The organism is Burkholderia sp. Se-20373 (assembly GCF_017104705.1).
Lineage (GTDB): Bacteria > Pseudomonadota > Gammaproteobacteria > Burkholderiales > Burkholderiaceae > Burkholderia.
The window spans coordinates 14,157-36,554 of the sequence record NZ_JAAGPH010000079.1 but is presented as its reverse complement, the minus strand read 5'-3'; the positions used below and the strand labels follow the sequence as shown (position 1 = coordinate 36,554).

Genomic DNA, 22,398 nt, shown 5'->3' with positions numbered 1-22,398 from the left:
CTCCGCGCCGCCGTACGTGCCGAACACACCGGCCGCGATGCCGGACGGCACGGTGGAAATCGACCGCGCGGCGCCGGCCGCCGATTCGAGCGGCGGCGCGGACGCGCTCTGCGCATGGCCGCTCGGCGGCCATGCGAGCGCCACCGACAGCGACACGGCAAGCAACTGTTTGACACGCATGGCAGGATGAAAACGACGCCGTCCCGCGCGCCCGGCGCGCATCGCGGCGTTTGGTCTGAATATTCGGGTCATTGTACCGGCGGCAGCGTGACTGTCCCGTTCGACATGGACGCCATCTGCGTCCCCGGCGCCGCGCATGCCACTGCTATGATAGGCGCCCGTTGAACCGCTGGATCGGATCGGGGCGCAGAGACGGGATTCGATGCTCCGGCCAATCGCGATGCGCGATCGCGGGACGTGCTCGCGCCCGCCGTTCCACTAGAGGAAGACATGTCAGGACTCACCCATTTCGACGCTGCCGGCCATGCGCACATGGTCGACGTCGGCGGCAAGCAGGAAACCCAACGCATCGCGATCGCGCGCGGCACGATCCGGATGTTGCCGGCCACGTTCGCGCTGATCCGCGACGGCAAGGCCAAGAAAGGCGACGTGCTCGGCGTCGCGCGCATCGCGGCCATCCAGGGCGCCAAGCGCACGGCCGACCTGATCCCGCTGTGTCATCCGCTCGCGCTGACGCGCGTGGCCGTCGAGTTCGAACTCGACGACGCGCTGCCGGGCGTCCAGTGCGTCGTGCAGGTCGAGACGTTCGGGCGCACCGGCGTCGAGATGGAAGCGCTGACTGCCGTTCAGGTCGGGCTGCTGACCGTCTACGACATGTGCAAGGCCGTCGACCGCGGGATGGTGATCACCGATGTGAGCGTGCGCGAGAAGCGCGGCGGGAAGTCGGGGGACTGGAAGGCGGAGGAGCCGGCGGGTTGAGTGCCAACGGCAACAGGAGCCATTCACCGGGGCATCGTCGGCCGTAGCGATCGTATGCATCGACAGTCGGCGGCCATCCACGACGAAGTGGCCGGCAGGAAGCGAACCGGACGACAACCCGCGAGCGGGCCGCACCGCCCACGCATCACCGGCCGCGCTGCGGCTCGAACACGAACGGTTGGGTCAGCAGGAACGGGTTCGCGGTCGCGCCCGTCTGTACGCAGGTCGCGTGCGTCATCGCGTCGACAGCCGCACGGTCGGCCGCCGCATTGCGGCTGCTCGTCGTCACGGTGACGTTCTGCGCTTCACCGGACGTCGTCATCAGCGCGCGCACGAGCACGGTCGCCGGGCGCGCGAGCGGCTTCGCGGTATCCGGATAGACGGCGCGCGGAATGTGGCACGTCAGCTTGCTTTCCTGCGACGACGTCAGCATCGCGCAGCCGGAAAACAGCATCGCGACGGCGGGCAGGATCAGGTAGGTCGAGCGAATAGCCATGGTCGAATATCGTTCTTCAGCAGTGTTCCGGACGCACGCGGCGCGCACCGGAACACGTCGCCCGGCCGCATCGCATGCGTCACACTGCGCCGCGGCCATCGGACCGGCGCCCCGTTACGGCCGCACGGCCGAACGATGCTCGGCCGCGATCCTGCGTGGTGGACTTCCCGGGTGACCGGGGGTGTTGCCTGCGGTCGCGCTGCCCTCGCCTCACACGGGTCGGCACGCGAGCGCTTTCGCGCATTGTGCACGCGCGGCCTGGCGAGCGGCGGCGATTTGACAATGGTTGACGCGAATCGCCGGGCCTTCAGCCGGAATCCATGCAATCCGCGAGGTAATCGATGCGCGGCCGGAATCGCCGGGTTCGCGCCGGGCGCTAACGACCGACGCGCACCGCCGCTCCGTCGCGGCGCGGCACATGCCGGAACTCCCCGTTCCGGCAGGCGCTGCGCGCATCAATCCGAATCGTCGTCGTCCTCGTCATCGGCCGCATCGGCCGGAACTTCGCCGTATTTCGCGACGACCGCCGCCTTGAACGGCTTCAGCGCCGGCTGCGCATCGCACAGCTTGTACAGCGCGGCCAGTTGCTGCGGCCAGTCCTTCAACTCCTTCGCAAACACGTGCAGGCGCGCGACGGTGTCGAGCGCGTCGGCCTCGCGGCCGGCCAGCGCCTGCAGCACCGCGTAGCGGCGCAGCACCGTCTCGCCGGGCAGCAGTGCGATCGCGCGCTCATGGGCGGCGAGCTTGGCCGGCAGGTCGTCCGCCGAAATCGGGAGGAGCGTGGCCGCACCGTATTCACCCCACGCGCCAAACAGCAGCGACGGGGCATCGCGGTACTGCGCTGCCGGATCGCTACCGTAATACAGCACTTCCGCGCGCTGGTAGTCGCGCAGCACCGGCACCACCGCCAGCACGCCGCCGACCGACAGCACCGCGAACAGCCCGAATGCGGCACGCCCCGGCAGGATGCGCAGCGACTCCACCTCGAGCAGCCCGATCACGAACATGGCCGGCAACAGGAAGAACATGTACTGCTGCGGATACTCGACCAGTGCATGCATCAGCAGGATGCCGATCAGCGCGAAGCCGAACACGCGCATGCTCGACTGCGGCGCGCGCACCGCGCGCACGAACCACGTCACGAGAGCGACGACGAGCACGCCCAGGCCGACGAGGCCGGACTTCGCGAGCAGGTCGATGAAGATGTCGTGCGAGTTGTTCGCGATCTCGACGCCGCCGAGCGAGCGCACGAGCGCGAACTGGTGCGACGGGAATTCACCCCAGCCGACACCGAGCAGCGGATGTTCGCGGAACATCGCGAGCCCGTACTTCCACAGCGCGAGGCGCGGCGCGATCTGCCCCGCGTCACGCATCCGGTCGGCCGCGGATTCCGCGAGACCCAGGTGGTAGTGGACGTTCGCCCAGCGCACCGCGACGTTCACCGCGATGAACGCGACCGCGAGCACGGCCGGAATCACCCACGCACGCGCATTGCCCGGCGCGCGGCGCGATTCGAGCCACGCCATCCAGAAGCCCGCGACGACCATCACCGCGACCTGCAGCCACGGCCCGCGCGACACCGTCAGCGCCAGACCGACGGACAGCACGATCGACAGCGCGAGCCACGCCCATACCGCGAGCCGGCGCGTCTGCACGAGATACAGCGCGCCCGCGAGCGCGAACGCGATGTAGCTGGCCAGATGGTTCGCCTGCGCCATGTTGCCGTACGGACGGCGATCGACCGCGACGTTGTACACCACGACGAACGGCGACAGCGCCGACTCGAGGTGGAACAGCTGCACGATCTGCGTTCCGACCGCGAACACGCCGCCGATGAGCAGCGCGCCGGCCATCATCCGCGACACGGCCTCGGCCAGCCCGTCGCGCGCGAGCGCATAGCCGGCCTGCATCGCGACCAGCGCGGCCGCGAGATAGCCGACCGCCAGCCAGTTCATCGACGGCACCTTGAGCGGGATCAGCGCGACCTGCGCGATGAGTACCACGGCGAACCCAAGCGGCGCGACGAACGCGGCCGGCGCCGCAAACGGCTCGGCCGGGCGGCCGGTGCGCGCGAGCAGCACGACGGACACCCCCACCAGCAGATACAGCACCAGCGCCGAAAACTCGGAATAGAAGGTCGGGATCGGATACGTGTGATTCGTGATCGCGTACGGCACGATCAGGGCGACAGCCAGCGCAACGAGCGGCAACGAACGGGAAAAAGTAGAAGGCATGAGCGAACCGGATGTCAGCAACCGGCGCACTATACAAAACTTTCCCCCCTCTGTGCGGGGCCTTCGCGCCGCGACCCGACGCCGGGTGGCCGCCCCGGCCGGCCGGCGAGGCGGCCGGCATGCTGCCGCGCCGCCCTGCTCCACCTCCGGCACTAGGCGCGACACTCCGCCGGCGCATATTTCGCGGGCAGCGTCGCCGCGTCGACCGGCAGCGGCCCCGCCCCCGGCGCAGGCAACGACGACGCCCCCTTGCCCGCGGCGAAGCACTCCCACGCGATCGCGCCGGCCTGCATCGCGCCCTTTTTGAGCGGCACGCGTGCGGTGGGCGCGTCGGCCTTGTCGGGCGCGGACGGCACGAGCACCAGCGTATTGGTGCCGGCCGCGGCGACGCGCGTGGTGAACGCGACCGTGATCTGGCCGGTCTCGCCGTCGATCACAACCGATTCGACGTTGCGGGTCCCGGCCGGCGGGCTGTAGCCGCCGTCGAGGCTCGCACCGCTTGCGGCGTTGTCGGCGACGGCGAGCCGCGCGGACGACGCAAGCGCGAGCCCTTCGCCGACGCGCGAGCGCGCAAGATAATCCTGGTACGCGGGAATCGCGTAGGCCGCGATCACACCGACGATCGCCAGCACGATCATCAGTTCGATCAGTGTGAAGCCGGCCGGCCGCCAGCGCGGCGACGGCCGGTTCGCGCGCCGCAGATCGGCGGCCGCGCGACGGAACAGGGAAACGGAAAAGGCTTCGAACATGGCAGGCTCCGGAAACGAAAAACGCCTGCCGGTAAAGGCAGGCGTCTCGATCGTAGCCAGCAGGCCGTGAATCCGGCAGTCGGCCGGACGGCCAATGTCAGTGCGCGTGCGGTACGTCGCGGCGCTTCCTGAGCGTGTAACCGATCGCCACGACGAACAGCGCGCCCGCGATGCTCGCGCCGTAGAGGACCTCCGGCGTATCGAGCACCGGCCAGCGGTCGCCGACCGGGTCGTTCACGATCAGGCCGCCCGCGATCCAGCCGAGCAGGCCGGCGCCGAATGCCACGAAGATCGGGAAACGGTCGAGCAGCTTCAGCACCAGCGTGCTGCCCCACACGATGATCGGCACGCTGACGACGAGGCCGAAGATCACGAGCGCGATCCGGTGCGACGGGTCGGCCTGTTCGGCCGCGCCCGCGATCGCGATCACGTTGTCGAGGCTCATCACCGCATCGGCGATCACGATCGTCTTCACTGCGTCCCACAGCCGGCTGGCCGGCTTGATGCCGTCGTGCGCGTCGCCGGCCGGCGCCATCAGCTTGATGCCGATCCACAGCAGCAGCAACCCGCCACCGAGCTTCAGGAACGGCACGTCGAGCAGCGCGACCGCGAACGTGATCAGCGCGACACGCAGCAGGATCGCCCCCGCGGTGCCCCAGATGACGCCGCGCAGACGCTGGTTCGCGGGCAGGTTGCGGCATGCGAGCGCGATCACGACGGCGTTGTCGCCGCCGAGCAGGATATCGATGATGACGATCTGGAGAACGGCGCCCCAGTGGAGCGACGTCAGGAATTCGAGCATGGCGTGACGGGCAGGACGGCGGCCGCCCGCGGGCGGCCCGGTTCATCGCCGGCACATGCGCGATGCATGCCCGGTGCTTACGAATTCATTGCGCGAGCATAACAAAAAACGCCGGCAAAGCCGGCGTTTTCTGCAGGACGAACCCAGGGGAAATATTACAGCGCCTTCTTCAGCAGACGGCCCATTTCCGACGGGTTGCGCGTCACGGTGATGCCGCACGCTTCCATGATTTCCAGCTTCGCTTCGGCCGTATCCGCACCGCCCGAGATCAGCGCGCCGGCGTGGCCCATGCGCTTGCCCGGAGGCGCCGTGACGCCAGCGATGAAGCCGACCACCGGCTTTTTCATGTTGTCCTTGATCCACTCCGCCGCATTGGCTTCGTCCGGACCACCGATTTCGCCGATCATCACGACCGCATCCGTATCCGGATCGTCGTTGAACATCTTCATCACGTCGATGTGCTTCAGACCGTTGATCGGGTCGCCGCCGATACCGACTGCCGACGACTGGCCGAGGCCGAGTGCCGTCAGCTGGGCAACCGCTTCATACGTCAGCGTGCCCGAACGCGACACGACGCCGATGCGGCCCTTGCGGTGGATGTGACCCGGCATGATGCCGATCTTCAGTTCGTCCGGCGTGATCGTGCCCGGGCAGTTCGGCCCGAGCAGCAGCGTCTTGCGGCCTTCGCGACGCATGCGGTCCTTCACTTCGATCATGTCGCGCACGGGAATGCCTTCCGTGATGCAGATCGCGAGATCCAGATCGGCTTCGACCGCTTCCCAGATCGCAGCAGCAGCGCCTGCCGGCGGAACGTAGATGACCGACACGGTCGCGCCGGTTTCCGCCTTCGCTTCCTTGACGCTTGCGTAGATCGGAATGCCTTCGAAATCTTCGCCGGCCTTCTTCGGGTTCACGCCCGCGACGAATGCTTCGCGGCCGTTTGCGTATTCACGGCAGGCGCGCGTATGGAACTGACCGGTTTTGCCGGTAATGCCCTGCGTGATGACCTTCGTGTCCTTGTTGATCAGAATCGACATGTATTTTGACCTCTGTTCGATTGGCGTCGCGAGCGAACCGCGCCGCCATGCGTATTCGATAGCGTTACTTGCCTGCGGCAGCCGCGACGACCTTCTGCGCAGCCTCTTCCATGCTGTCCGCCGAGATGATCGGCAGGCCCGAATCGGCCAGCATCTTCTTGCCGAGGTCCTCGTTCGTGCCCTTCATGCGCACGACGAGCGGCACGTTCAGGTTCACGGCCTTCGAACCGGCGATCACGCCTTCCGCGATCACGTCGCAGCGCATGATGCCGCCGAAGATGTTCACGAGGATTGCCTTCAGGTCCGGGTTCTTCAGCATCAGCTTGAACGCTTCCGTGACCTTCTCGGTGGTCGCGCCACCGCCGACGTCCAGGAAGTTCGCCGGCTCGCCGCCGAACAGCTTGATGGTGTCCATCGTCGCCATCGCGAGGCCTGCGCCGTTCACGAGACAGCCGATGTTGCCGTCGAGCGAGATGTACGCGAGGTCGAACTTCGACGCTTCGATTTCAGCCGGATCTTCTTCGTCCAGATCGCGGTACGCGACGATTTCCGGGTGGCGGAACAGCGCGTTCGAGTCGAAGTTGAACTTCGCGTCGAGTGCGATGACCTTGCCGTCGCTGGAGACGTTCAGCGGGTTGATTTCGGCCAGCGATGCGTCGGTTTCCCAGAATGCCTTGTACAGGCCTTGCAGGATCGCGCGCGCTTGCGGGATCGAAGCAGCCGGCACGCCGATCTTCGCGGCGAGGTCGTCGGCTTGCGCGTCGAGCAGGCCCGTCGACGGTTCCACGATGACCTTGTGGATCAGTTCCGGGTGCTTTTCGGCAACTTCTTCGATGTCCATGCCGCCTTCGCTCGAACCCATCAGAACGATCTTTTGCGTCACGCGATCGACGACGAGGCTGACATACAGTTCCTGCTTGATGTCGGCGCCTTCTTCGACCATCAGACGGTTGACCTTCTGGCCTTCCGGGCCCGTCTGGTGCGTGACGAGCTGCATGCCGAGGATCTGGTTCGCGTATTCGCGAACCTGCTCGATCGACTTCGCCACCTTCACGCCGCCGCCCTTGCCACGGCCACCCGCGTGAATCTGAGCCTTCACGACCCATACCGGGCCGCCGAGCTCTTCTGCCACCTTGACGGCCTCGTCAACCGAGAACGCCGGCTTGCCGCGCGGTACCGCGACTCCGAATTTCCGCAGGATTTCCTTACCCTGGTACTCGTGAATCTTCATGCGTGATTCCCTTCAGTCTGAGAGTTGGATGAAAAGTCGCTTTAGACGCTTCTTCGAATGATTTCCGTTCATTCCTTCGTGCTGCCTTCACCGGGCACGTCCGGCCGGCTCGCGCCATACCAGCGCGGGTAGTACTGCCGCACGACCTCGCCGTCGAACCGCAACGCCCGGCAGCGGCCGAGCTGAAAAGGCGCTTCGTCGTGCACGCCGCCATGGTCCGGCCCTTCGCCCCCCTCCTCGCGCACGTTCCACACGTCACCGGCGAACGCCTGGATCGCTGCCGTCGGCAGCACGGCGCACAGTTCGGTGAGATGGGAGCAGCCTGCGACGCCGGCAAGCAGCCGGTTCGCGTTGCGGCGGAAATTGCGGAAGAGATTGAGCCCGATGAGGGCCCGATAGGCGGGAGAGGCGGATTGACAGTGACCGGGATAGGGAACCCATTCCGAAGACGCTTCGGCGTCGACGACATTGAGGTCACGATCGATAGTCACGCGCAGCCAGAGTTCGTGGATCGGCAGGCCCTGGGGCCGGATGCCCGACGCAAGCGCGACATCGCGCGGCTTGTGGTCGGTCAGGCAGGCTTCGATGTCCCACAAGCCGTCGCCGCGCTCGTAAGCTTCCGCTCGGATTGCGCGTTGATGTCGCAACTGACGGGGCACGGGCTCGGATAGCGGCATGCTGGAGGTTGAGGCCGAAGAGGAAAACCCACGGATTTTAGCATATTGGGTATTTGAGACAGTTTGACGCGACGGCGGGTATTCCCGCCTGTCCGGAAGCGGTTGCGTTGCAGCAAAATCGCGCGCCACGCGCGCGATCGGCACGATCAGTCGTCGATCAGGAAATCGTCGCCGACCTTCAGCAACTTCACGATGGTCGCACTCGAGAAGCCGCGCGCAGCGAGAAAGCGCGCCTGCTTCGCACGCTCGGCCGGCGTTTGCGGCAGTGCACCGAATTTCTTGCGCCAGACCGCCTGCGCACGCGCCCATTCGGTCTCGCGGAGCTGCGCATTCACCTCTTCGACGAGCGTGTCGCCCACCGCATGACGCTTCAGCTCGCTGACGATACGTGCGACGCCGACACGCGACGCGCGACGATGCACGAGACTCTCGGCAAAGCGCGCATCGGACAGCCAGCCTTCCTGTTCCAGCGCATCGAGCACGGGGTCGACGGATTCGTCTTCGCCGACGTAGGGCGCGAGCTTGCGCGCCAGTTCCGTGCGACTGTATTCACGGCGGGAGAGATAGCCGAGCGCGCGGCCCTTCAGCGATCGTTGAGGCTTCGACGACTTGCGCTCGGTCGCGCCCGGAGCGTCACCTGATGCAGTGCTGGAAGAAGCTCCCGACGCGCGACGTGTGCGGCGCGGATGCTGGCTGCTGCGCGTATAGACATCTTCCCTGGCCGGCGCCGATGCATCGGCTGCGCGATCACCCGGGAAGCTGACACCGGAAACACGACGGCGGGAGCGGTCGTGCGCGTCGAACGATTCATCGTCGTCGAACGGATCGTCCGGTGCGGCAATCTCAAACGAAACGAGGGCATCGTCGGATGCCCTCGTCGCGGTGCGGTTCGCGGCATCGCTGCCTGCGCCCCGCTGATCGGCGCCCGAGGATCCGGTTCGCCGGCCGGAGCGACCCGCCGTTTCGGGCGCGTCGCTCTCCTCCGGCTCGCCAGCCTGACCTCGGCGCCCGACCATCACTCTTCTTCGTCCATCGCCTCGGCTTCGTCCTGGCCTGCACCATCGGGCATGGTGACCACGCCAAGCGATTCGCGAATGCGGTTCTCGATCTCGCGTGCGATTTCCGGATTCTCGCGCAGGAATTCACGCGCGTTGTCCTTGCCCTGGCCGATCTTCTCGCCGTTGTAGCTGTACCAGGCGCCGGCCTTGTCGACGATCTTCGCCTGCACGCCGAGATCGATGATCTCGCCCTGACGCGAAATGCCTTCGCCATACAGGATGTCGAAGATCGCTTCGCGGAACGGCGGCGACACCTTGTTCTTGACGACCTTCACGCGGGTTTCGTTGCCGATCACCTCGTCGTTCTTCTTGATCGAGCCGATCCGGCGGATGTCGAGACGCACCGACGAGTAGAACTTCAGCGCGTTGCCGCCCGTCGTGGTCTCCGGGTTGCCGAACATCACGCCGATCTTCATCCGGATCTGGTTGATGAAGATCACCAGGCAGTTCGTGCGCTTGATCGTGCCGGTCAGCTTGCGCAGCGCCTGCGACATCAGGCGGGCCTGCAGACCCGGCAGCGAATCGCCCATCTCGCCTTCGATTTCGGCCTTCGGCACGAGCGCCGCGACCGAGTCGATGACGATCATGTCGATCGAGCCCGAGCGCACCAGCGCGTCGGTGATTTCGAGCGCCTGCTCGCCGGTGTCCGGCTGCGAGATCAGCAGCTCGGGCACGTTCACGCCGAGCTTCGCCGCATATTGAACGTCGAGCGCGTGCTCGGCGTCGATGAACGCTGCCGTGCCGCCGATCTTCTGCAGTTCGGCGATGACCTGCAGCGTGAGCGTGGTTTTACCGGACGATTCCGGACCGTAGATCTCGACCACCCGGCCGCGCGGCAGGCCGCCGACGCCGAGCGCGATATCGAGACCGAGCGAGCCCGTGGACACGACCTGGATGTTCTCGGTCGCCTCGCCGTCGCCCATGCGCATGATCGAGCCCTTGCCGAACTGCTTTTCGATCTGGGCAAGCGCGGCGGCCAGCGCCTTGCTCTTCTCGGCGGTCATCCCGGAGCCCTTCTTGCTATCTTCCATGAATCGTCCTTTGCTATGATGAGCAGCGTCTGTTAGAGGCGCGCCCACTTTCAAGCGCTGCCCACGAATGCAGACACTGTATAAAAAAACAGTGTTTTGTGCAAGCCCGCAATGCAGAGCGTTGTACACGAATAACTTCGGAGACAGCCGGCCGGCGCGAACGCCCCGCCGGCCATCGGTCAGCACCATGCGAATTCTCATCGCGGAAGACGACAGCATACTCGCGGACGGCCTCACCCGGTCACTCCGCCAATCGGGCTATGCGGTCGACCACGTGAAGACCGGTGTCGACGCCGATACCGCGCTGTCGATGCAGACATTCGACCTGCTGATCCTCGATCTCGGGCTCCCCAAAATGCCCGGACTCGACGTGCTCAAGCGCCTGCGCGCCCGCAATTCCAACCTTCCCGTGCTGATCCTGACGGCCGCCGACAGCGTCGACGAGCGCGTGAAGGGGCTCGACCTCGGCGCCGACGACTACATGGCCAAGCCGTTCGCGCTCAACGAGCTCGAGGCGCGCGTGCGCGCGCTGACCCGGCGCGGCGCGGGCGGCGGCCCGACCGTCGTGCGCCATGGCTCGCTCGCGTTCGACCAGGTCGGCCGGATCGCGTATGCGAACGATCACGTGCTCGACCTTTCCGCCCGCGAGCTCGGCCTGCTCGAGGTGCTGCTGCAGCGGATCGGCCGGCTCGTGTCGAAGGAGCAGCTCGTCGACCATCTCTGTGAATGGGGCGAGGAAGTCAGCAACAACGCGATCGAAGTCTACGTGCACCGGCTGCGCAAGAAGATCGAACCCAGCGGCGTACGGATCTCGACCGTGCGCGGCCTCGGCTATTGCCTCGAGAAGGTCGCGCCCGCCGCGCCGGCCGACACGGCAGCGCCCCAGCCCGCGGTGGCCGGCACGCCGCTGCGCTGAACCCGGGCGTCGCCGCGATGGCCACGCCGGCCCCTACCCGCCATCCGACCGGCGCGCCGTCGTCGGCCGCCGACGAGGCGCGCGACGCGCGCTACGAGAACCCGTTCGCGCCGCCCGACGAAACCGATACGCCCGAGGCGCCGCGCCCGCGCTCGCTGTTCGGCGAAATCCTCGACTGGATGCTCGCGCCGCTGCTGCTGCTGTGGCCGATGAGCATCGCCGTCACCTATCTGGTCGCGAAGACGATCGCGAACGGCCCGTTCGACCGCGCGCTCGAGACCAACGCCTATGTGCTCGCGCGGCAGATCCACCCGGTGAACGGCGTCGCCGAGCTGACGCTGCCGGAGCAGACCCGCGACTTCCTGCGCGCGGACAACGTCGACAGCGTGTACTTCCAGGTGCTCGGCACACGCGGCGAGCTGGTCGCGGGTGAAGCCGACATGCCGCTACCGCGCGACGAGGACCGCCCGCCGCCGGGCGTCGTCATGTTTCGCGACGACCTGCTGCGCGGCAACGACGTGCGCGTCGCGTACACGACCGTCGCGCTGCCGCAAGCGGGCAGCCCGCAGCCCGTGCTCGTGCAGGTCGGCGAAACGCTGGACAAGCGCAACGCGCTCGCGAACGACATCATCAAGGGCGTGATCCTGCCGCAGTTCGTGATCCTGCCGCTCGCGATCCTGCTGGTCTGGTTCGGGCTGTCGCGCGGGCTCGCGCCGCTCAACGCGCTGCAGGCGCACATCCGCGCGCGACGGCCCGACGACCTGTCGCCCGTCGAGGCGCAGCGCGCGCCGCCCGAGATCGAGCCGCTCGTCACGTCGTTCAACGACCTGCTCGCGCGCCTCGAACAGAACATGGCGCTACAGAAGCGCTTCATCGCCGACGCCGCCCATCAGATGAAGACGCCGCTCGCGGGCCTGCGCACGCAGGCCGAGTTCGCGCTGCGCCACCCCGTCCCGCCCGACGTGCAGCGCTCGCTCGAGCAGATCGCGACCAGCTCCGAGCAGGCCGCGCGGCTCGTCACGCAGTTGCTTGCGCTGGCGCGCGCCGAGAACCGCGCGAGCGGGCTGACGTTCGAGCCGGTCGAGATCGCCACGCTCGCACGGCGCGCGGTGCGCGACTGGGTGCAGGCCGCGCTCGCGAAACGGATGGATCTCGGCTACGAAGGCCCGCCGGACCCGCCGGACGACAGGCCGCTCGACGTCGACGGCAATCCGGTGATGCTGCGCGAGATGCTCGGCAACCTGATCGACAACGCGATCCGCTACACGCCGGACGGCGGCCGCATCACGGTGCGCGTGCGCGCCGAGCGCGCGGCGCGGCGCGTGCATCTCGAAGTCGAGGACACGGGGCCGGGCATCCCGGCCGCCGAACGCGAGCGCGTCGTCGAGCGTTTCTACCGGATCCTCGGCCGCGAAGGCGACGGCAGCGGCCTCGGGCTCGCGATCGTGCGCGAGATCGCCACGCAGCACGGCGGCACGCTGACGCTCGACGATCACGTCTACCAGCACGCACCGCGCCTCGCCGGCACGCTCGTGCGCGTCAGCCTGCCGCTGGCCGAAACCGCCCCGGATTAACCCTGATGGGCACCGCCAAGGCACGCCGAAACTGAGACAAAATCGACGATTTACCAGAAAATCAAAGCACTTCGCAGCACGATGGGCGCACGAAACCACCGATTCGGCGCGGGTTAACCTGCAGTCGTTTTGCACGCGCGAGTCAGTCGGCCGTAAGTTTCCGTACCAATAATCCTCGACAGGCCCGTCCACCCAAGGCGGCCGCACATCTATATCAAGGGACTTGGAGACGACTCATGGCAACGTTAGGCGGGCAAATTTCCCACTCGCCGATGACGGGCGAAGAGAAGAAAGTGATCTTCGCGTCGTCGCTCGGCACCGTGTTCGAGTGGTACGACTTTTACCTGGCCGGCTCGCTCGCGGCCTACATCAGCAAGAGTTTCTTCTCCGGCGTCAATCCGACCGCCGCCTTCATCTTCACGCTGCTCGGCTTCGCGGCCGGCTTCGCGGTGCGGCCGTTCGGCGCGATCGTGTTCGGCCGCCTCGGCGACCTCGTCGGCCGCAAGCACACGTTCCTCGTGACGATCGTGATCATGGGCGTCTCGACGTTCGTGGTCGGCTTCCTGCCCGGCTACGCGTCGATCGGCATCGCCGCGCCCGTGATCTTCATCGCGATGCGGCTGTTGCAGGGCCTCGCGCTCGGCGGCGAGTACGGCGGCGCGGCGACCTACGTCGCCGAGCATGCTCCGGCCAACCGTCGCGGCTTCTACACCGCATGGATCCAGACGACCGCCACGCTCGGCCTGTTCCTGTCGCTGCTCGTGATCCTCGGCGTGCGCACGTTCATCGGCGAGGAAGCGTTCGGCAGCTGGGGCTGGCGCGTGCCGTTCGTCGCGTCGATCCTGCTGCTCGCGGTGTCGGTATGGATCCGGATGCAGCTGAACGAATCGCCGGTGTTCCTGCGCATCAAGGCGGAAGGCAAGACGTCGAAGGCGCCGCTGACCGAAGCGTTCGGCCAGTGGAAGAACCTGAAGATCGTGATCCTCGCGCTCGTCGGCCTGACCGCCGGCCAGGCCGTCGTGTGGTACACGGGCCAGTTCTACGCGCTGTTCTTCCTCACGCAGACGCTGAAGGTGGACGGTGCGAGTGCGAACATCCTGATCGCGATCGCGCTCCTGATCGGCACGCCGTTCTTCCTGTTCTTCGGTTCGCTGTCGGACAAGATCGGCCGCAAGCCGATCATCCTCGCGGGCTGCCTGATCGCGGCACTGACCTACTTCCCGCTGTTCAAGGCGCTCACGCACTACGCGAACCCGCAGCTCGAGATCGCGACGCAGAAGGCGCCGATCACGGTCATCGCCGATCCGGCCGCCTGCTCGTTCCAGTTCAACCCGGTGGGCACGTCGAAGTTCACGAACTCGTGCGACGTCGCCAAGAGCGCGCTCGCGAAGGCCGGCCTGAACTACGAGAACGTCGCGGCACCGGCTGGCGCGACGGCCCAGATCAAGGTCGGCGACACGGTGATCCCGGCCTATGAAGGCAAGGCGGCCGACGCGAAGGCGCAGGGCGCGGCGTTCGACAAGACGCTCGCGTCGACGCTGAAATCGGCCGGCTACCCGGCGAAGGCAGACCCGGCGCAGCTCAACTGGCCGATGACGATCGTGATCCTGACGATCCTCGTGATCTACGTGACGATGGTCTACGGCCCGATCGCCGCGATGCTGGTCGAGATGTTCCCGACGCGGATCCGCTACACGTCGATGTCGCTGCCCTATCACGTCGGCAACGGCTGGTTCGGCGGCTTCCTGCCGGCCACCGCGTTCGCGATCGTCGCGGCGAAGGGCAACATCTACTCGGGCCTCTGGTATCCGATCGTGATCGCGCTGGCCACGTTCGTGATCGGCCTGCTGTTCGTCAAGGAGACGAAGGACTCGAACATTTACGCGCAGGATTGATGGAGGGTGCGCAGCGGGGACGGTCGGCGGAAGGCCGCCTTCCGGGGACCGGCTCCCGCCCGCAATGAAGGCCGGCACGGGCCGCCGGCAACTTTTTTCGGGAAAGATGGAAAAAGGTATTGACAGCCGACCGCCCGATCGACATAATTCAAGTCTTCGGCGAATTAGCTCAGTCGGTTAGAGCGACGGAATCATAATCCGCAGGTCCGGGGTTCGAATCCCTGATTCGCCACCAAATGCGAAAGCCGCTGTTTCGAAAGAAACAGCGGCTTTTTCATTTGCATCTTCCGATGCGCCGGTTCCGCTTTCACGAGCCGACCTTCGCGCCGCCTCAGTCGTGCGTCAACACCGCACTGCTTCGCAGGCAAAATGACGCCGTCCATCACACGGCCGACGTCACCCGATGATCCCGACCACCCCCGACAAGCCATGGCGCACCGCCGCTCTCGCACTCGCGGCCGTCGTGCTTTGCTATGCCGCCGCCGGTGCGCCGCCCTTCTCCCGCCTGCTCGACCCCGCCGTGATCGGCGAAGGCCTCGCCCTCAAGCCGATCACCTATCACTGGGTCAATCACATCGACCGCGCGATCCCCGAGGCTAACCTGTTCGCCAGCCGCTTCTACGTGCTGGTGCTGGCCTCACTCAACGCCATGGCCGCGCTGTTTGCACTTGACGCCCACCGCAGCCGCAGGCGCTTCGCGCTCGTGCTCGGCTGGGCCGTCGTCATGCTGATCGTGCTCGTCAACGCGCAAATCCAGGCGTTCTACAACGTGGGCTGACCGATGAAGCAACGCATCATGATCGTCATCGCCACGCTGTTCACGCTGATCGGGCTCGTGCCCGTCGCCGGCACGTTCGTCAACCTGTCGACGCCCGACCAGTTGCATCGCCTGCTGAGCTACGACTACATGAGCTTCGCGGACAGCCTCGTCGAACGCGACCTCGGCGATTTCGCCAACGATTTCTACGTCGGCGCGACGCTAATGCTCGTCGGGGGCACGCTCTTCATCCGGATCGAACGCACGCGCACAGTCGCCCGCATCGTCACGTCGCTGCTGTTCGCGCTGCTCGCCTTCAGCCTCGTCTATGCGTGCCTGAATCCGCGCATCGGCATGCTCCCGACCTGATCGGGCGCGACTCGCTCGGCCGGTCTCGCCGCGCACGGCTACGCCGCCACCGAACTGCGCGGCTCTCGGGCCGCCTGCACCCCCACCTTCCCGCGCCAGTTCTCCCCCCCTTCCAGCGACGGCGTCGACTCGAACACCTCCGCGATCCAGTCGGCGAACACGCGCACCTTCTGCGACAGATGCCGGTTGTGCGGATACACGATCGAAATCGGCTTCGGCTTCGGATTGCAGTCCGGCAGCACCTCGACCAGCGAGCCGTCGAGCAGGTGCGGCAGCACCATGAACAGCGTCGGCTGGATCATCCCGAACCCTTCGAGCCCGCACGTCACGTAGGCATCCGAATCGTTGACCGTGACGCTCCCGTTCATCCGCACCTCGAACGGCTTGCCGTCGATCATGAACACCCACGGAATCGCCCGCGCGCCGTGGCTCGCTCGAAAATTCACCGCGTGATGTTCGGCGAGATCGGCAATCTCGTGCGGCTCGCCGTGACGCGCGAGGTAGTCGGGCGACGCGCAGGTCACGCGCTTCAGCATCCCGATCCGCCGCGCGACCATCGACGAATCCTCGAGCGGCCCGACCCGGATCATGCAGTCGATGCCCTCCTCGACCGGATCCACGTAGCGGTCGGAGAGCCCCAGTTCGAGCGTGATGTCCGGGTAGCGCTGCCGGAAAATCGACAACGACGGCAGCACGATGCGCCGCCCGAGCGAACTCGGCATGTGGACACGCAGCACGCCGCTCGGCTTGCGGTTGCCGGTCTGGAAACTCGCGTCGGCCTCCGCGATCTCCGAGATGATCTTCATGCAATGCTCGTAGTACGCCGCACCTTCCGGCGTCAGCGACAGCCGGCGCGTCGTGCGGTGCATCAGGCGCACGCCGAGCAGCGCCTCGAGATTCTGGATGATGGTCGTCACCGACGCGCGCGGCATCGCGAGCGTGTCGGCCGCGCGCGTGAAGCTGTTCGCGTCGACCACGCGAGTAAAAACTTCCATTGCCTGGATTCGGTCCATGCTGCCCCCCTTCGAATCGCCAACGGAACAGAATAGAGCGCGCGACGGGCGTGGCACAAGTCCCCACCCATTGTTCTCCGATCCTGAATAGTTTCCGCGTTTCGGACTGGAAAGCGATCGATTTCCGTTCAGTCCCACGCGGCGATCGTTCCGGCCCCGCCGGTCGCCCGCCGCGCGTTACCGCACGAATCGCTCGCGATACCCCTGCGGCGACACGCCCAGCACGCGTACGAAACAGCGGCGCAGCGTCTCCTCCGAGCCGAAGCCGCACCGCGCAGCGATCCGCTTGACGGGCCATGCCGTTTCGCCGAGCAGGCGTTGCGCGGCCTCGACGCGGATCTGCTCGACCGCGCGCGCGGGCGTGCGGCCGGTTCCGGCGCGGTAGTGGCGCACGAAGCTGCGCGCGCTCATGCGCACGCGCTCGGCCAGCGCGGGCACCGACAGGTCGGCCGCCAGGTGCTCGGCCATCCATGCATGCAGTTCGCCGAACCGGTCGTCGGTGCGCTGCATCGACAGCATCGTGCTGAACTGCGCCTGCCCGCCCGGACGCTTCAGGAACACGACGAGTTCGCGCGCGACGTCGAGGGCGGTCGCCCGCCCGAGATCCTCCTCGACCAGCGCGAGCGCGAGATCGATGCCGGCCGTCACGCCGGCCGAGGTCCACAACGCGCCTTCGCGGATGAAGATGGGATCGGATTCGACGCGCACGTTCGGATAGCGCGCCGCGAATTCGTCGCAGCGCGCCCAGTGCGTGACCGCACGCCGCCCGTCGAGCAGGCCGGCCTCGGCAAGCAGAAAGGCGCCGGTGCAGACCGATGCCACGCGCCGTGTGCGCGCCGCCTGCTGCCGCACCCAGCGCACCAGCCGCGCATCCTTCGAGGCCGCGTGCACGCCCTTGCCGCCGGCGACGATCAGCGTGTCGGGAAGGCGCCCGGCCGAGCGCAGCGATTCCGCCATCACGACAAGGCCAGACGAAGTCTCGACGGGCCCCGCCTCGGCCGCGATGACGCGCGGCGCATACGGCGCCGGCTGGCCGCGCTCCTGCGCCAGCTCGTTGACGGACGCAAACACCTGCAGCGGCCCCGACACGTCGAGCAGCTGGGCACGAGGAAACGCGAGGATCACGATCGAACGCGGGGCGGCAGGCATGATGATTGGCTGAAAAAGTGGGTTATATGGCAATTTCGCCAAACACTACGCCCCTAGAATCGACCTGTCCATCCCGTACAGGCTACGGCCCGCCCCCATCCAATCGGAGTCTTCGCATGTCCCTGCATATCGGCTTTCTCGTGTTTCCGGGCGTCCAGCAACTCGATCTCACCGGCCCGCACGACGTGCTCGCGTCGCTGCCCGACGCCACCGTTCATCTGGTCTGGAAGTCGCGCGACGCCGTCGCATCGAGCAGCGGGCTCGCGCTCGCGCCGACCTGCACGTTCGACGACTGTCCGCCGCTCGACGTGATCTGCATTCCGGGCGGGATCGGGATCAACGCGCTGCTGCTCGATGCCGAAACGATCGCGTTCGTGCAGCAGCGCGCGGCCGCCGCGCGCTACGTGACGTCGGTGTGCACGGGTGCGCTGCTGCTGGGTGTGGCCGGCCTGCTGCGCGGGCAGCGCGCGACGACGCACTGGGCGTTCCACTCGCTGCTCGAACCGCTCGGCGCGGTGCCGGTGCGCGAGCGCGTGGTGCGCGACGGCAACCTGATCACGGGCGGCGGCGTCACGGCCGGCATCGACTTCGCACTGACGATCGCCGCGGAACTGGCCGGCGAAGAAGAAGCGCAGGCGATCCAGTTGCAACTCGAGTACGCGCCGGCACCGCCGTTCGACGCCGGTTCGCCCGACACCGCACCGGCAGCGGTCGTGAAGCGCGTCACCGAACGGTCGGCGGCCGGCTTCGCGACGCGCAAGGCGACGATCGAAGAGGCGCTGCGCGCGATGTCGCGCTGAATGCCGACGCCGGAAAATTGACTTGAACGCTCGAAGACTGGAAGACCAGAACGACGCGCATTCGCGCCGGAGGACCCATCGATGAACATCATCCGCAGCGCCGCATTCACCGCGGACCGCGCATGGGGCGCGCTCGACATCGCGAACCTGAACGGCATCACGGTCCGCCTGCACTGGACCGACCAGCCGTATCGGTGGCACGTGAACGACGGCGAGGAAGTATTCGCGGTGCTCGGCGGTCGCGTCGAGATGCGCTATCGAGAAGCAGGCGTCGAGCACGCGACGGTGCTCGAAACGGGTGACGTGTTCCACGCATCGGCCGGCACCGAGCACGTCGCGCATCCGCTCGGGGAAGCACGCATCCTCGTGATCGAAACCGAAGGCAGCGTCTGACGGCCCGCGGCCGGGTGTCGATGCCGCGCGGATGGCAACCGCCTCCGCGCGGCGGGATTCAGCCGGTGATCGTCCCGGTGGCCTGCGACGCGATCAGCTTCGGCTGCGGCGTGCACAGGCACTGGCACAGGTCGTGTTCGAGCGCGACGACCTTGCCCATCACGGTCATCGTCCGCTCGCCGCCGTCGGACACGATCACGCCCGGCGACTTGCAGGCGGCGCAGAACACCGCTGCGCCGAGATAGGCGAGTTCGCGCCCGTCGAACGACGAATTGGCGATCCCTTCGAGCACGACGCCGCCGTGGTCGGTCGTGTCGCCCTTCAGAATGAATTTGCGGCTCATGTTGTCGGTTCTTCCCTCGGAAATGCCGTGCGACGCGGCCGGATGGTCGCGCGCGGGCAATCGGAATCCGCCCGTCGGTCGCGGGCGTCCCGCGAGCATATCACCGCGCGCCGCGGCCGCCTCCGTCAGAACTTATGCCGCAGGCCCACGCGCGCCTGGAACTGCCGGTCGTTCGCCGATGCGCCGGGCCCGTTGATCGCGGCGACCGCCGGGCGTCCGGTCGAGTCGGTACCCGACGCACGCTGGTAGACGGCGGTCAGGTACACGTCGGTGCGCTTCGACAGGAAGTAGTCGAGCCCCGCCGCGACCTGATGGTACGTCGCGCCGTCGCGGCCGTTCACGCCGCCGCCGCGCGTGTAGTCGTACGCGACGCCGCCGAACAGGTAGGGCGTGAACTGGTAGCGCACGCTGGCCTCGACGTTGTTGAACACCGCATTGCCGGACACACCGCCGGGATTCGGACCGGACGACAGGTCGCCGAGCTGCCGGAACGACGTGTTCGTATACATCGCGCCGAGCGTGACCGCGCCGATCGCATAGGTGCCGCCCGCCGCCGCGACCTGCAGCGTGCGCGCGGAGGCATAGCCCGAATACACGGGCGACAGCATGTTGTTGCCCGGCACACCGCCCGTGACCGGTGCGGGGCTGCCGGTCGTGCCGAAAAACGACACGTTCGGGTTGCGCGCGTTCAGGTAGCCGGCGGCGATCACGAGCGGCCCGCGCGTGTAGCCGGCCGTCATCGACCACACCTGGTTGCGCGTCGCCGCGCCCGCGATGCCGCCCACGCCAACCATCGCCGCGAAGCGGAACCCGCCGTAGTCGTTGCTCGTGAACTTGATTGCATTGTTGGTCGAGTTCGCGTTGTTCACGTTGTCGAGGTCGCCGGGGTGCGCAGCCATGTAACCGCCGAACAGCGCGGCTGCCTCGAGCGGCCCGAGGAAGTCGACGTTGGTGTCGTACTGGCGCCCGAGCGTGACGGTACCGAACGGCCCGGACAGTCCGACGAACGCCTTCTTGCCGAAGATCAGCCCACCCTGCCCGAGCTTGCCCGTGCTCGGGTCGAAGCCGTTCTCCAGCGTGAAGACGGCCGTCATCCCGCCGCCGAGATCCTCGACGCCGCGCAGCCCCCAGCGGCTCGCCTGCTGCACGCCGCCCAGCATTCGCCACGCTTGCTTGCCGCTCACCGTGCCGTTCGGGCCGGCCACCGCGAGGTTGCTCGTGTAGGTCAGCCCCTCGTCGATAATGCCGTACAGCGTGACGCTGCTCTGTGCGTGCGCCGCACCCGCGATCAGCGCGACACCCGCGCCTGCCAACAGCCGTTGTTTCATCGGAAGGTCTCCATTGCGCGGGTCGAATGGCAAAACGCAGGCGTACGCGTCCCCCGCAGGCGCGCGGCCTGCTCCGGTGCGAACCGGAACCGGTTGGATGTGAGGCGGAAAAGGCGGTCAGCGCATCGCGTCGGCAACGACGGCTGGCGGCGCCCAGCGGCGGCCGGCCGCGACTTCGTATGCGCGGCCGAACTGCAGCACACCCCAGTCGTCGCGGTAGCCGCCGACGATCTGCATGCCGATCGGCAGGCCGGCTGCACCGAAGCCGCACGGCACCGACAGGATCGGCGCCTCGGTCGACGACAGGTACCAGCACACGCGCATCCAGTCGATATACGAGGTGCTGGCGGCGCCCAGCACGTGCGCGGGCGAGCGCAGGTCGACATCGAACGGCATCACCTGCGTGGCCGGCAGCACGTAGAACGCGTAGCGCTGCATGAACGCGCGCATCCGCTCGAACAGGCGCGTCTTGCGCACGAACATGCGGCCGAGATCGGCGGCCGTCAGCGAGCGATGCAGCCGGTATTCGTCGTGAATCTCGGGCTTCAGCACCGCGCGCTGCGCCTCGTCCAGCCCGTCGACCAGCGTGCCGATCATCCACGCACGCTCGATGCGGAACACGTCCTCGGCTTCCGACAGATCGGGATCGTCGAATTCGACTTCGCAGCCCAGCGCCGCGAACACGCGCGCCTGCGCATCGACCGCACGCCCGATCTCCGGATCGACCGGCACCCCGGGCAGGCCGCGCGACATCGCGATGCGCGTGCCGCGGAAGTCGCGTTCGAGCGGCTGCGCGAAGCGCGCACCCGGTTCAGCGAGTTCGGTCGCGGTCTCGCCGCTCGGCCCGGCGATCGCGGACAGCAGCAGCGCAGTATCGGCCACGTCGCGCGCCATCGGCCCGTCGACACCGAGTGTCGTCCAGCCATTCAGGTCCGGCGCGCGCGGCACGCGGCCCGGCGACGGCCGCAATCCGACGACGTTGTTCCATGCGGCCGGATTGCGCAGCGAGCCGCCCATGTCGCTGCCGCACGCAAGCGGGTTCATCCCGCACGCGAGCGCGGCGGCCGCACCGCCGCTGCTGCCGCCCGCGGAGCGCGTCAGGTCCCACGGGTTGCGCGTCGCGCCGAACACGTCGTTGAACGTATGCGACCCGGCACCCAATTCGGGCGTGTTCGACTTGCCGATCATCAGCGCACCGGCGCTCGCGCACCGGCGCACGACGAGCGCGTCGTGTTGCGGCACGTGATCGGCGAACAAACGCGAGCCGTACGTGGTGCGCACGCCGCGCGTCGCGGTGAGATCCTTCTGCGACACCGGCAATCCGTGCAACGGCCCCTGCCATTCACCGCGCATCCAGCGTGCATCGATGTCGCGCGCACGGGCGCGCAGCAGGTCGGAATCGACGATGGTCACGAGCGCGTTCACGCGCGGGTTGACCGTCGCGATCCGCGCGAGGTGCGCGTCGAGCAGGTCGCATGCGCCGATCTCCCGCTTCTTCAGCAGGTCGAGCATCGTGCAGGCGGACAAGTCGCACAGGTCGCCGGCCATGACGTCGACCGACTGGGACGAAAACGAAAGCGAAGCGGTGGCAGTCATACGGTTCCGGA

The 22,398-nt window shown here is 67.3% G+C and carries 22 protein-coding genes, 1 tRNA gene and 1 pseudogene; 9 read left to right on the top strand and 15 right to left on the bottom strand.

Features of this window, described 5'->3' with window-relative positions; all coding sequences use genetic code 11:
* Positions 1 to 180: pseudogene (locus tag G3N96_RS23715) on the bottom strand (M48 family peptidase); the annotation flags it as partial.
* Positions 181 to 450: 270 nt separating this feature from the next.
* Here G3N96_RS23715 and moaC point away from each other — a divergent pair.
* A complete protein-coding gene (gene moaC / locus G3N96_RS23710; RefSeq protein WP_206138652.1) occupies positions 451 to 939 on the top strand; it encodes a cyclic pyranopterin monophosphate synthase MoaC in 489 nt (162 codons plus the stop codon).
* Between the two features lie 145 nt (positions 940 to 1,084).
* Here moaC and G3N96_RS23705 read toward each other — a convergent pair whose 3' ends face one another.
* The 9 genes from G3N96_RS23705 to recA form a co-directional block, all read right to left on the bottom strand.
* A complete protein-coding gene (locus tag G3N96_RS23705; RefSeq protein ID WP_206138651.1) occupies positions 1,085 to 1,435 on the bottom strand; it encodes a TonB family protein in 351 nt (116 codons plus the stop codon).
* A gap of 455 nt (positions 1,436 to 1,890) precedes the next feature.
* A complete protein-coding gene (locus tag G3N96_RS23700; RefSeq protein ID WP_206138648.1) occupies positions 1,891 to 3,669 on the bottom strand; it encodes a Wzy polymerase domain-containing protein in 1,779 nt (592 codons plus the stop codon).
* 152 nt (positions 3,670 to 3,821) lie between these two features.
* On the bottom strand, positions 3,822 to 4,418 hold the full coding sequence (locus tag G3N96_RS23695; RefSeq protein ID WP_124580845.1) for a pilin: 597 nt from the start codon (positions 4,416 to 4,418) through the stop codon (positions 3,822 to 3,824).
* Between the two features lie 97 nt (positions 4,419 to 4,515).
* Positions 4,516 to 5,220 (bottom strand): TerC family protein, encoded by a 705-nt coding sequence (locus G3N96_RS23690; RefSeq protein WP_206138646.1) that lies wholly within the window; start codon positions 5,218 to 5,220, stop codon positions 4,516 to 4,518.
* Positions 5,221 to 5,375: 155 nt separating this feature from the next.
* A complete protein-coding gene (gene sucD, locus G3N96_RS23685; protein ID WP_006477916.1) occupies positions 5,376 to 6,257 on the bottom strand; it encodes a succinate--CoA ligase subunit alpha in 882 nt (293 codons plus the stop codon).
* A 64-nt stretch (positions 6,258 to 6,321) separates the two neighbouring features.
* Positions 6,322 to 7,488, bottom strand: a complete 1,167-nt coding sequence (gene sucC, locus G3N96_RS23680; RefSeq protein ID WP_011353083.1) for an ADP-forming succinate--CoA ligase subunit beta — start codon at positions 7,486 to 7,488, stop codon at positions 6,322 to 6,324.
* 68 nt (positions 7,489 to 7,556) lie between these two features.
* The gene (locus tag G3N96_RS23675) at positions 7,557 to 8,165 is read right to left on the bottom strand and encodes a DUF2889 domain-containing protein (RefSeq protein ID WP_041492941.1); all 609 of its coding nucleotides are present in this window, start codon (positions 8,163 to 8,165) and stop codon (positions 7,557 to 7,559) included.
* Positions 8,166 to 8,311: 146 nt separating this feature from the next.
* Positions 8,312 to 9,181, bottom strand: a complete 870-nt coding sequence (gene recX, locus G3N96_RS23670) for a recombination regulator RecX (protein WP_206138644.1) — start codon at positions 9,179 to 9,181, stop codon at positions 8,312 to 8,314.
* Complete coding sequence (gene recA / locus G3N96_RS23665; protein ID WP_089473500.1) at positions 9,181 to 10,254, bottom strand: recombinase RecA; 1,074 nt, start codon at positions 10,252 to 10,254, stop codon at positions 9,181 to 9,183. The genes recX and recA overlap by 1 nt, the downstream gene beginning before the upstream one ends.
* Positions 10,255 to 10,441: 187 nt before the next feature.
* Here recA and G3N96_RS23660 point away from each other — a divergent pair, with 187 nt between their 5' ends.
* The 6 genes from G3N96_RS23660 to G3N96_RS23635 all read left to right on the top strand — a co-directional run bounded on the left by G3N96_RS23660 (position 10,442) and on the right by G3N96_RS23635 (position 15,765).
* Positions 10,442 to 11,170, top strand: coding sequence for a response regulator transcription factor (locus tag G3N96_RS23660; protein ID WP_041492943.1), 729 nt, complete (start codon positions 10,442 to 10,444; stop codon positions 11,168 to 11,170).
* A 17-nt stretch (positions 11,171 to 11,187) separates the two neighbouring features.
* Positions 11,188 to 12,744, top strand: a complete 1,557-nt coding sequence (locus G3N96_RS23655) for a sensor histidine kinase (RefSeq protein WP_206138643.1) — start codon at positions 11,188 to 11,190, stop codon at positions 12,742 to 12,744.
* A 236-nt stretch (positions 12,745 to 12,980) separates the two neighbouring features.
* Positions 12,981 to 14,639, top strand: coding sequence for an MFS transporter (locus G3N96_RS23650; protein WP_206138642.1), 1,659 nt, complete (start codon positions 12,981 to 12,983; stop codon positions 14,637 to 14,639).
* Positions 14,640 to 14,797: 158 nt separating this feature from the next.
* Positions 14,798 to 14,874: transfer RNA gene (locus G3N96_RS23645), tRNA-Met, on the top strand.
* A gap of 168 nt (positions 14,875 to 15,042) precedes the next feature.
* Positions 15,043 to 15,417, top strand: a complete 375-nt coding sequence (locus G3N96_RS23640) for a hypothetical protein (protein ID WP_206138641.1) — start codon at positions 15,043 to 15,045, stop codon at positions 15,415 to 15,417.
* A gap of 3 nt (positions 15,418 to 15,420) precedes the next feature.
* Positions 15,421 to 15,765, top strand: a complete 345-nt coding sequence (locus G3N96_RS23635; protein WP_206138640.1) for a hypothetical protein — start codon at positions 15,421 to 15,423, stop codon at positions 15,763 to 15,765.
* Positions 15,766 to 15,803: 38 nt separating this feature from the next.
* Here G3N96_RS23635 and G3N96_RS23630 read toward each other — a convergent pair whose 3' ends face one another.
* Both G3N96_RS23630 and G3N96_RS23625 read right to left on the bottom strand, forming a co-directional pair.
* Complete coding sequence (locus G3N96_RS23630) at positions 15,804 to 16,778, bottom strand: LysR family transcriptional regulator (protein ID WP_124580833.1); 975 nt, start codon at positions 16,776 to 16,778, stop codon at positions 15,804 to 15,806.
* Positions 16,779 to 16,955: 177 nt separating this feature from the next.
* On the bottom strand, positions 16,956 to 17,927 hold the full coding sequence (locus tag G3N96_RS23625; RefSeq protein ID WP_206138639.1) for a GlxA family transcriptional regulator: 972 nt from the start codon (positions 17,925 to 17,927) through the stop codon (positions 16,956 to 16,958).
* Between the two features lie 116 nt (positions 17,928 to 18,043).
* Here G3N96_RS23625 and G3N96_RS23620 point away from each other — a divergent pair, with 116 nt between their 5' ends.
* Positions 18,044 to 18,727 carry a DJ-1/PfpI family protein gene (locus tag G3N96_RS23620; protein WP_206138638.1) on the top strand — a complete coding sequence of 228 codons (684 nt, stop codon included), beginning with the start codon at positions 18,044 to 18,046 and terminating at the stop codon, positions 18,725 to 18,727.
* 81 nt (positions 18,728 to 18,808) lie between these two features.
* Positions 18,809 to 19,120 (top strand): cupin domain-containing protein, encoded by a 312-nt coding sequence (locus tag G3N96_RS23615; protein WP_124580827.1) that lies wholly within the window; start codon positions 18,809 to 18,811, stop codon positions 19,118 to 19,120.
* 58 nt (positions 19,121 to 19,178) lie between these two features.
* On the opposite strand, the gene G3N96_RS23610 is transcribed toward G3N96_RS23615, so the two are convergent.
* From G3N96_RS23610 to G3N96_RS23600, 3 genes are all read right to left on the bottom strand, one after another.
* On the bottom strand, positions 19,179 to 19,463 hold the full coding sequence (locus G3N96_RS23610; RefSeq protein WP_039359956.1) for a PAAR domain-containing protein: 285 nt from the start codon (positions 19,461 to 19,463) through the stop codon (positions 19,179 to 19,181).
* A gap of 125 nt (positions 19,464 to 19,588) precedes the next feature.
* Positions 19,589 to 20,791 (bottom strand): porin, encoded by a 1,203-nt coding sequence (locus G3N96_RS23605; RefSeq protein ID WP_206138637.1) that lies wholly within the window; start codon positions 20,789 to 20,791, stop codon positions 19,589 to 19,591.
* A gap of 117 nt (positions 20,792 to 20,908) precedes the next feature.
* A complete protein-coding gene (locus G3N96_RS23600; RefSeq protein WP_206138636.1) occupies positions 20,909 to 22,387 on the bottom strand; it encodes an amidase in 1,479 nt (492 codons plus the stop codon).
* Positions 22,388 to 22,398 lie beyond the last annotated feature (11 nt).

Excerpts from the sequence above, each read along its gene's own strand:
- moaC (WP_206138652.1), top strand. The coding sequence starts at position 451 with ATGTCAGGACTCACCCATTTCGACGCTGCCGGCCATGCGCACATGGTC.
- G3N96_RS23705 (WP_206138651.1), bottom strand. The coding sequence starts at position 1,435 with ATGGCTATTCGCTCGACCTACCTGATCCTGCCCGCCGTCGCGATGCTG.
- G3N96_RS23700 (WP_206138648.1), bottom strand. The coding sequence starts at position 3,669 with ATGCCTTCTACTTTTTCCCGTTCGTTGCCGCTCGTTGCGCTGGCTGTC.
- G3N96_RS23695 (WP_124580845.1), bottom strand. The coding sequence starts at position 4,418 with ATGTTCGAAGCCTTTTCCGTTTCCCTGTTCCGTCGCGCGGCCGCCGAT.
- G3N96_RS23690 (WP_206138646.1), bottom strand. The coding sequence starts at position 5,220 with ATGCTCGAATTCCTGACGTCGCTCCACTGGGGCGCCGTTCTCCAGATC.
- sucD (WP_006477916.1), bottom strand. The coding sequence starts at position 6,257 with ATGTCGATTCTGATCAACAAGGACACGAAGGTCATCACGCAGGGCATT.
- sucC (WP_011353083.1), bottom strand. The coding sequence starts at position 7,488 with ATGAAGATTCACGAGTACCAGGGTAAGGAAATCCTGCGGAAATTCGGA.
- G3N96_RS23675 (WP_041492941.1), bottom strand. The coding sequence starts at position 8,165 with ATGCCGCTATCCGAGCCCGTGCCCCGTCAGTTGCGACATCAACGCGCA.
- recX (WP_206138644.1), bottom strand. The coding sequence starts at position 9,181 with ATGGTCGGGCGCCGAGGTCAGGCTGGCGAGCCGGAGGAGAGCGACGCG.
- recA (WP_089473500.1), bottom strand. The coding sequence starts at position 10,254 with ATGGAAGATAGCAAGAAGGGCTCCGGGATGACCGCCGAGAAGAGCAAG.
- G3N96_RS23660 (WP_041492943.1), top strand. The coding sequence starts at position 10,442 with ATGCGAATTCTCATCGCGGAAGACGACAGCATACTCGCGGACGGCCTC.
- G3N96_RS23655 (WP_206138643.1), top strand. The coding sequence starts at position 11,188 with ATGGCCACGCCGGCCCCTACCCGCCATCCGACCGGCGCGCCGTCGTCG.
- G3N96_RS23650 (WP_206138642.1), top strand. The coding sequence starts at position 12,981 with ATGGCAACGTTAGGCGGGCAAATTTCCCACTCGCCGATGACGGGCGAA.
- G3N96_RS23640 (WP_206138641.1), top strand. The coding sequence starts at position 15,043 with ATGATCCCGACCACCCCCGACAAGCCATGGCGCACCGCCGCTCTCGCA.
- G3N96_RS23635 (WP_206138640.1), top strand. The coding sequence starts at position 15,421 with ATGAAGCAACGCATCATGATCGTCATCGCCACGCTGTTCACGCTGATC.
- G3N96_RS23630 (WP_124580833.1), bottom strand. The coding sequence starts at position 16,778 with ATGGACCGAATCCAGGCAATGGAAGTTTTTACTCGCGTGGTCGACGCG.
- G3N96_RS23625 (WP_206138639.1), bottom strand. The coding sequence starts at position 17,927 with ATGCCTGCCGCCCCGCGTTCGATCGTGATCCTCGCGTTTCCTCGTGCC.
- G3N96_RS23620 (WP_206138638.1), top strand. The coding sequence starts at position 18,044 with ATGTCCCTGCATATCGGCTTTCTCGTGTTTCCGGGCGTCCAGCAACTC.
- G3N96_RS23615 (WP_124580827.1), top strand. The coding sequence starts at position 18,809 with ATGAACATCATCCGCAGCGCCGCATTCACCGCGGACCGCGCATGGGGC.
- G3N96_RS23610 (WP_039359956.1), bottom strand. The coding sequence starts at position 19,463 with ATGAGCCGCAAATTCATTCTGAAGGGCGACACGACCGACCACGGCGGC.
- G3N96_RS23605 (WP_206138637.1), bottom strand. The coding sequence starts at position 20,791 with ATGAAACAACGGCTGTTGGCAGGCGCGGGTGTCGCGCTGATCGCGGGT.
- G3N96_RS23600 (WP_206138636.1), bottom strand. The coding sequence starts at position 22,387 with ATGACTGCCACCGCTTCGCTTTCGTTTTCGTCCCAGTCGGTCGACGTC.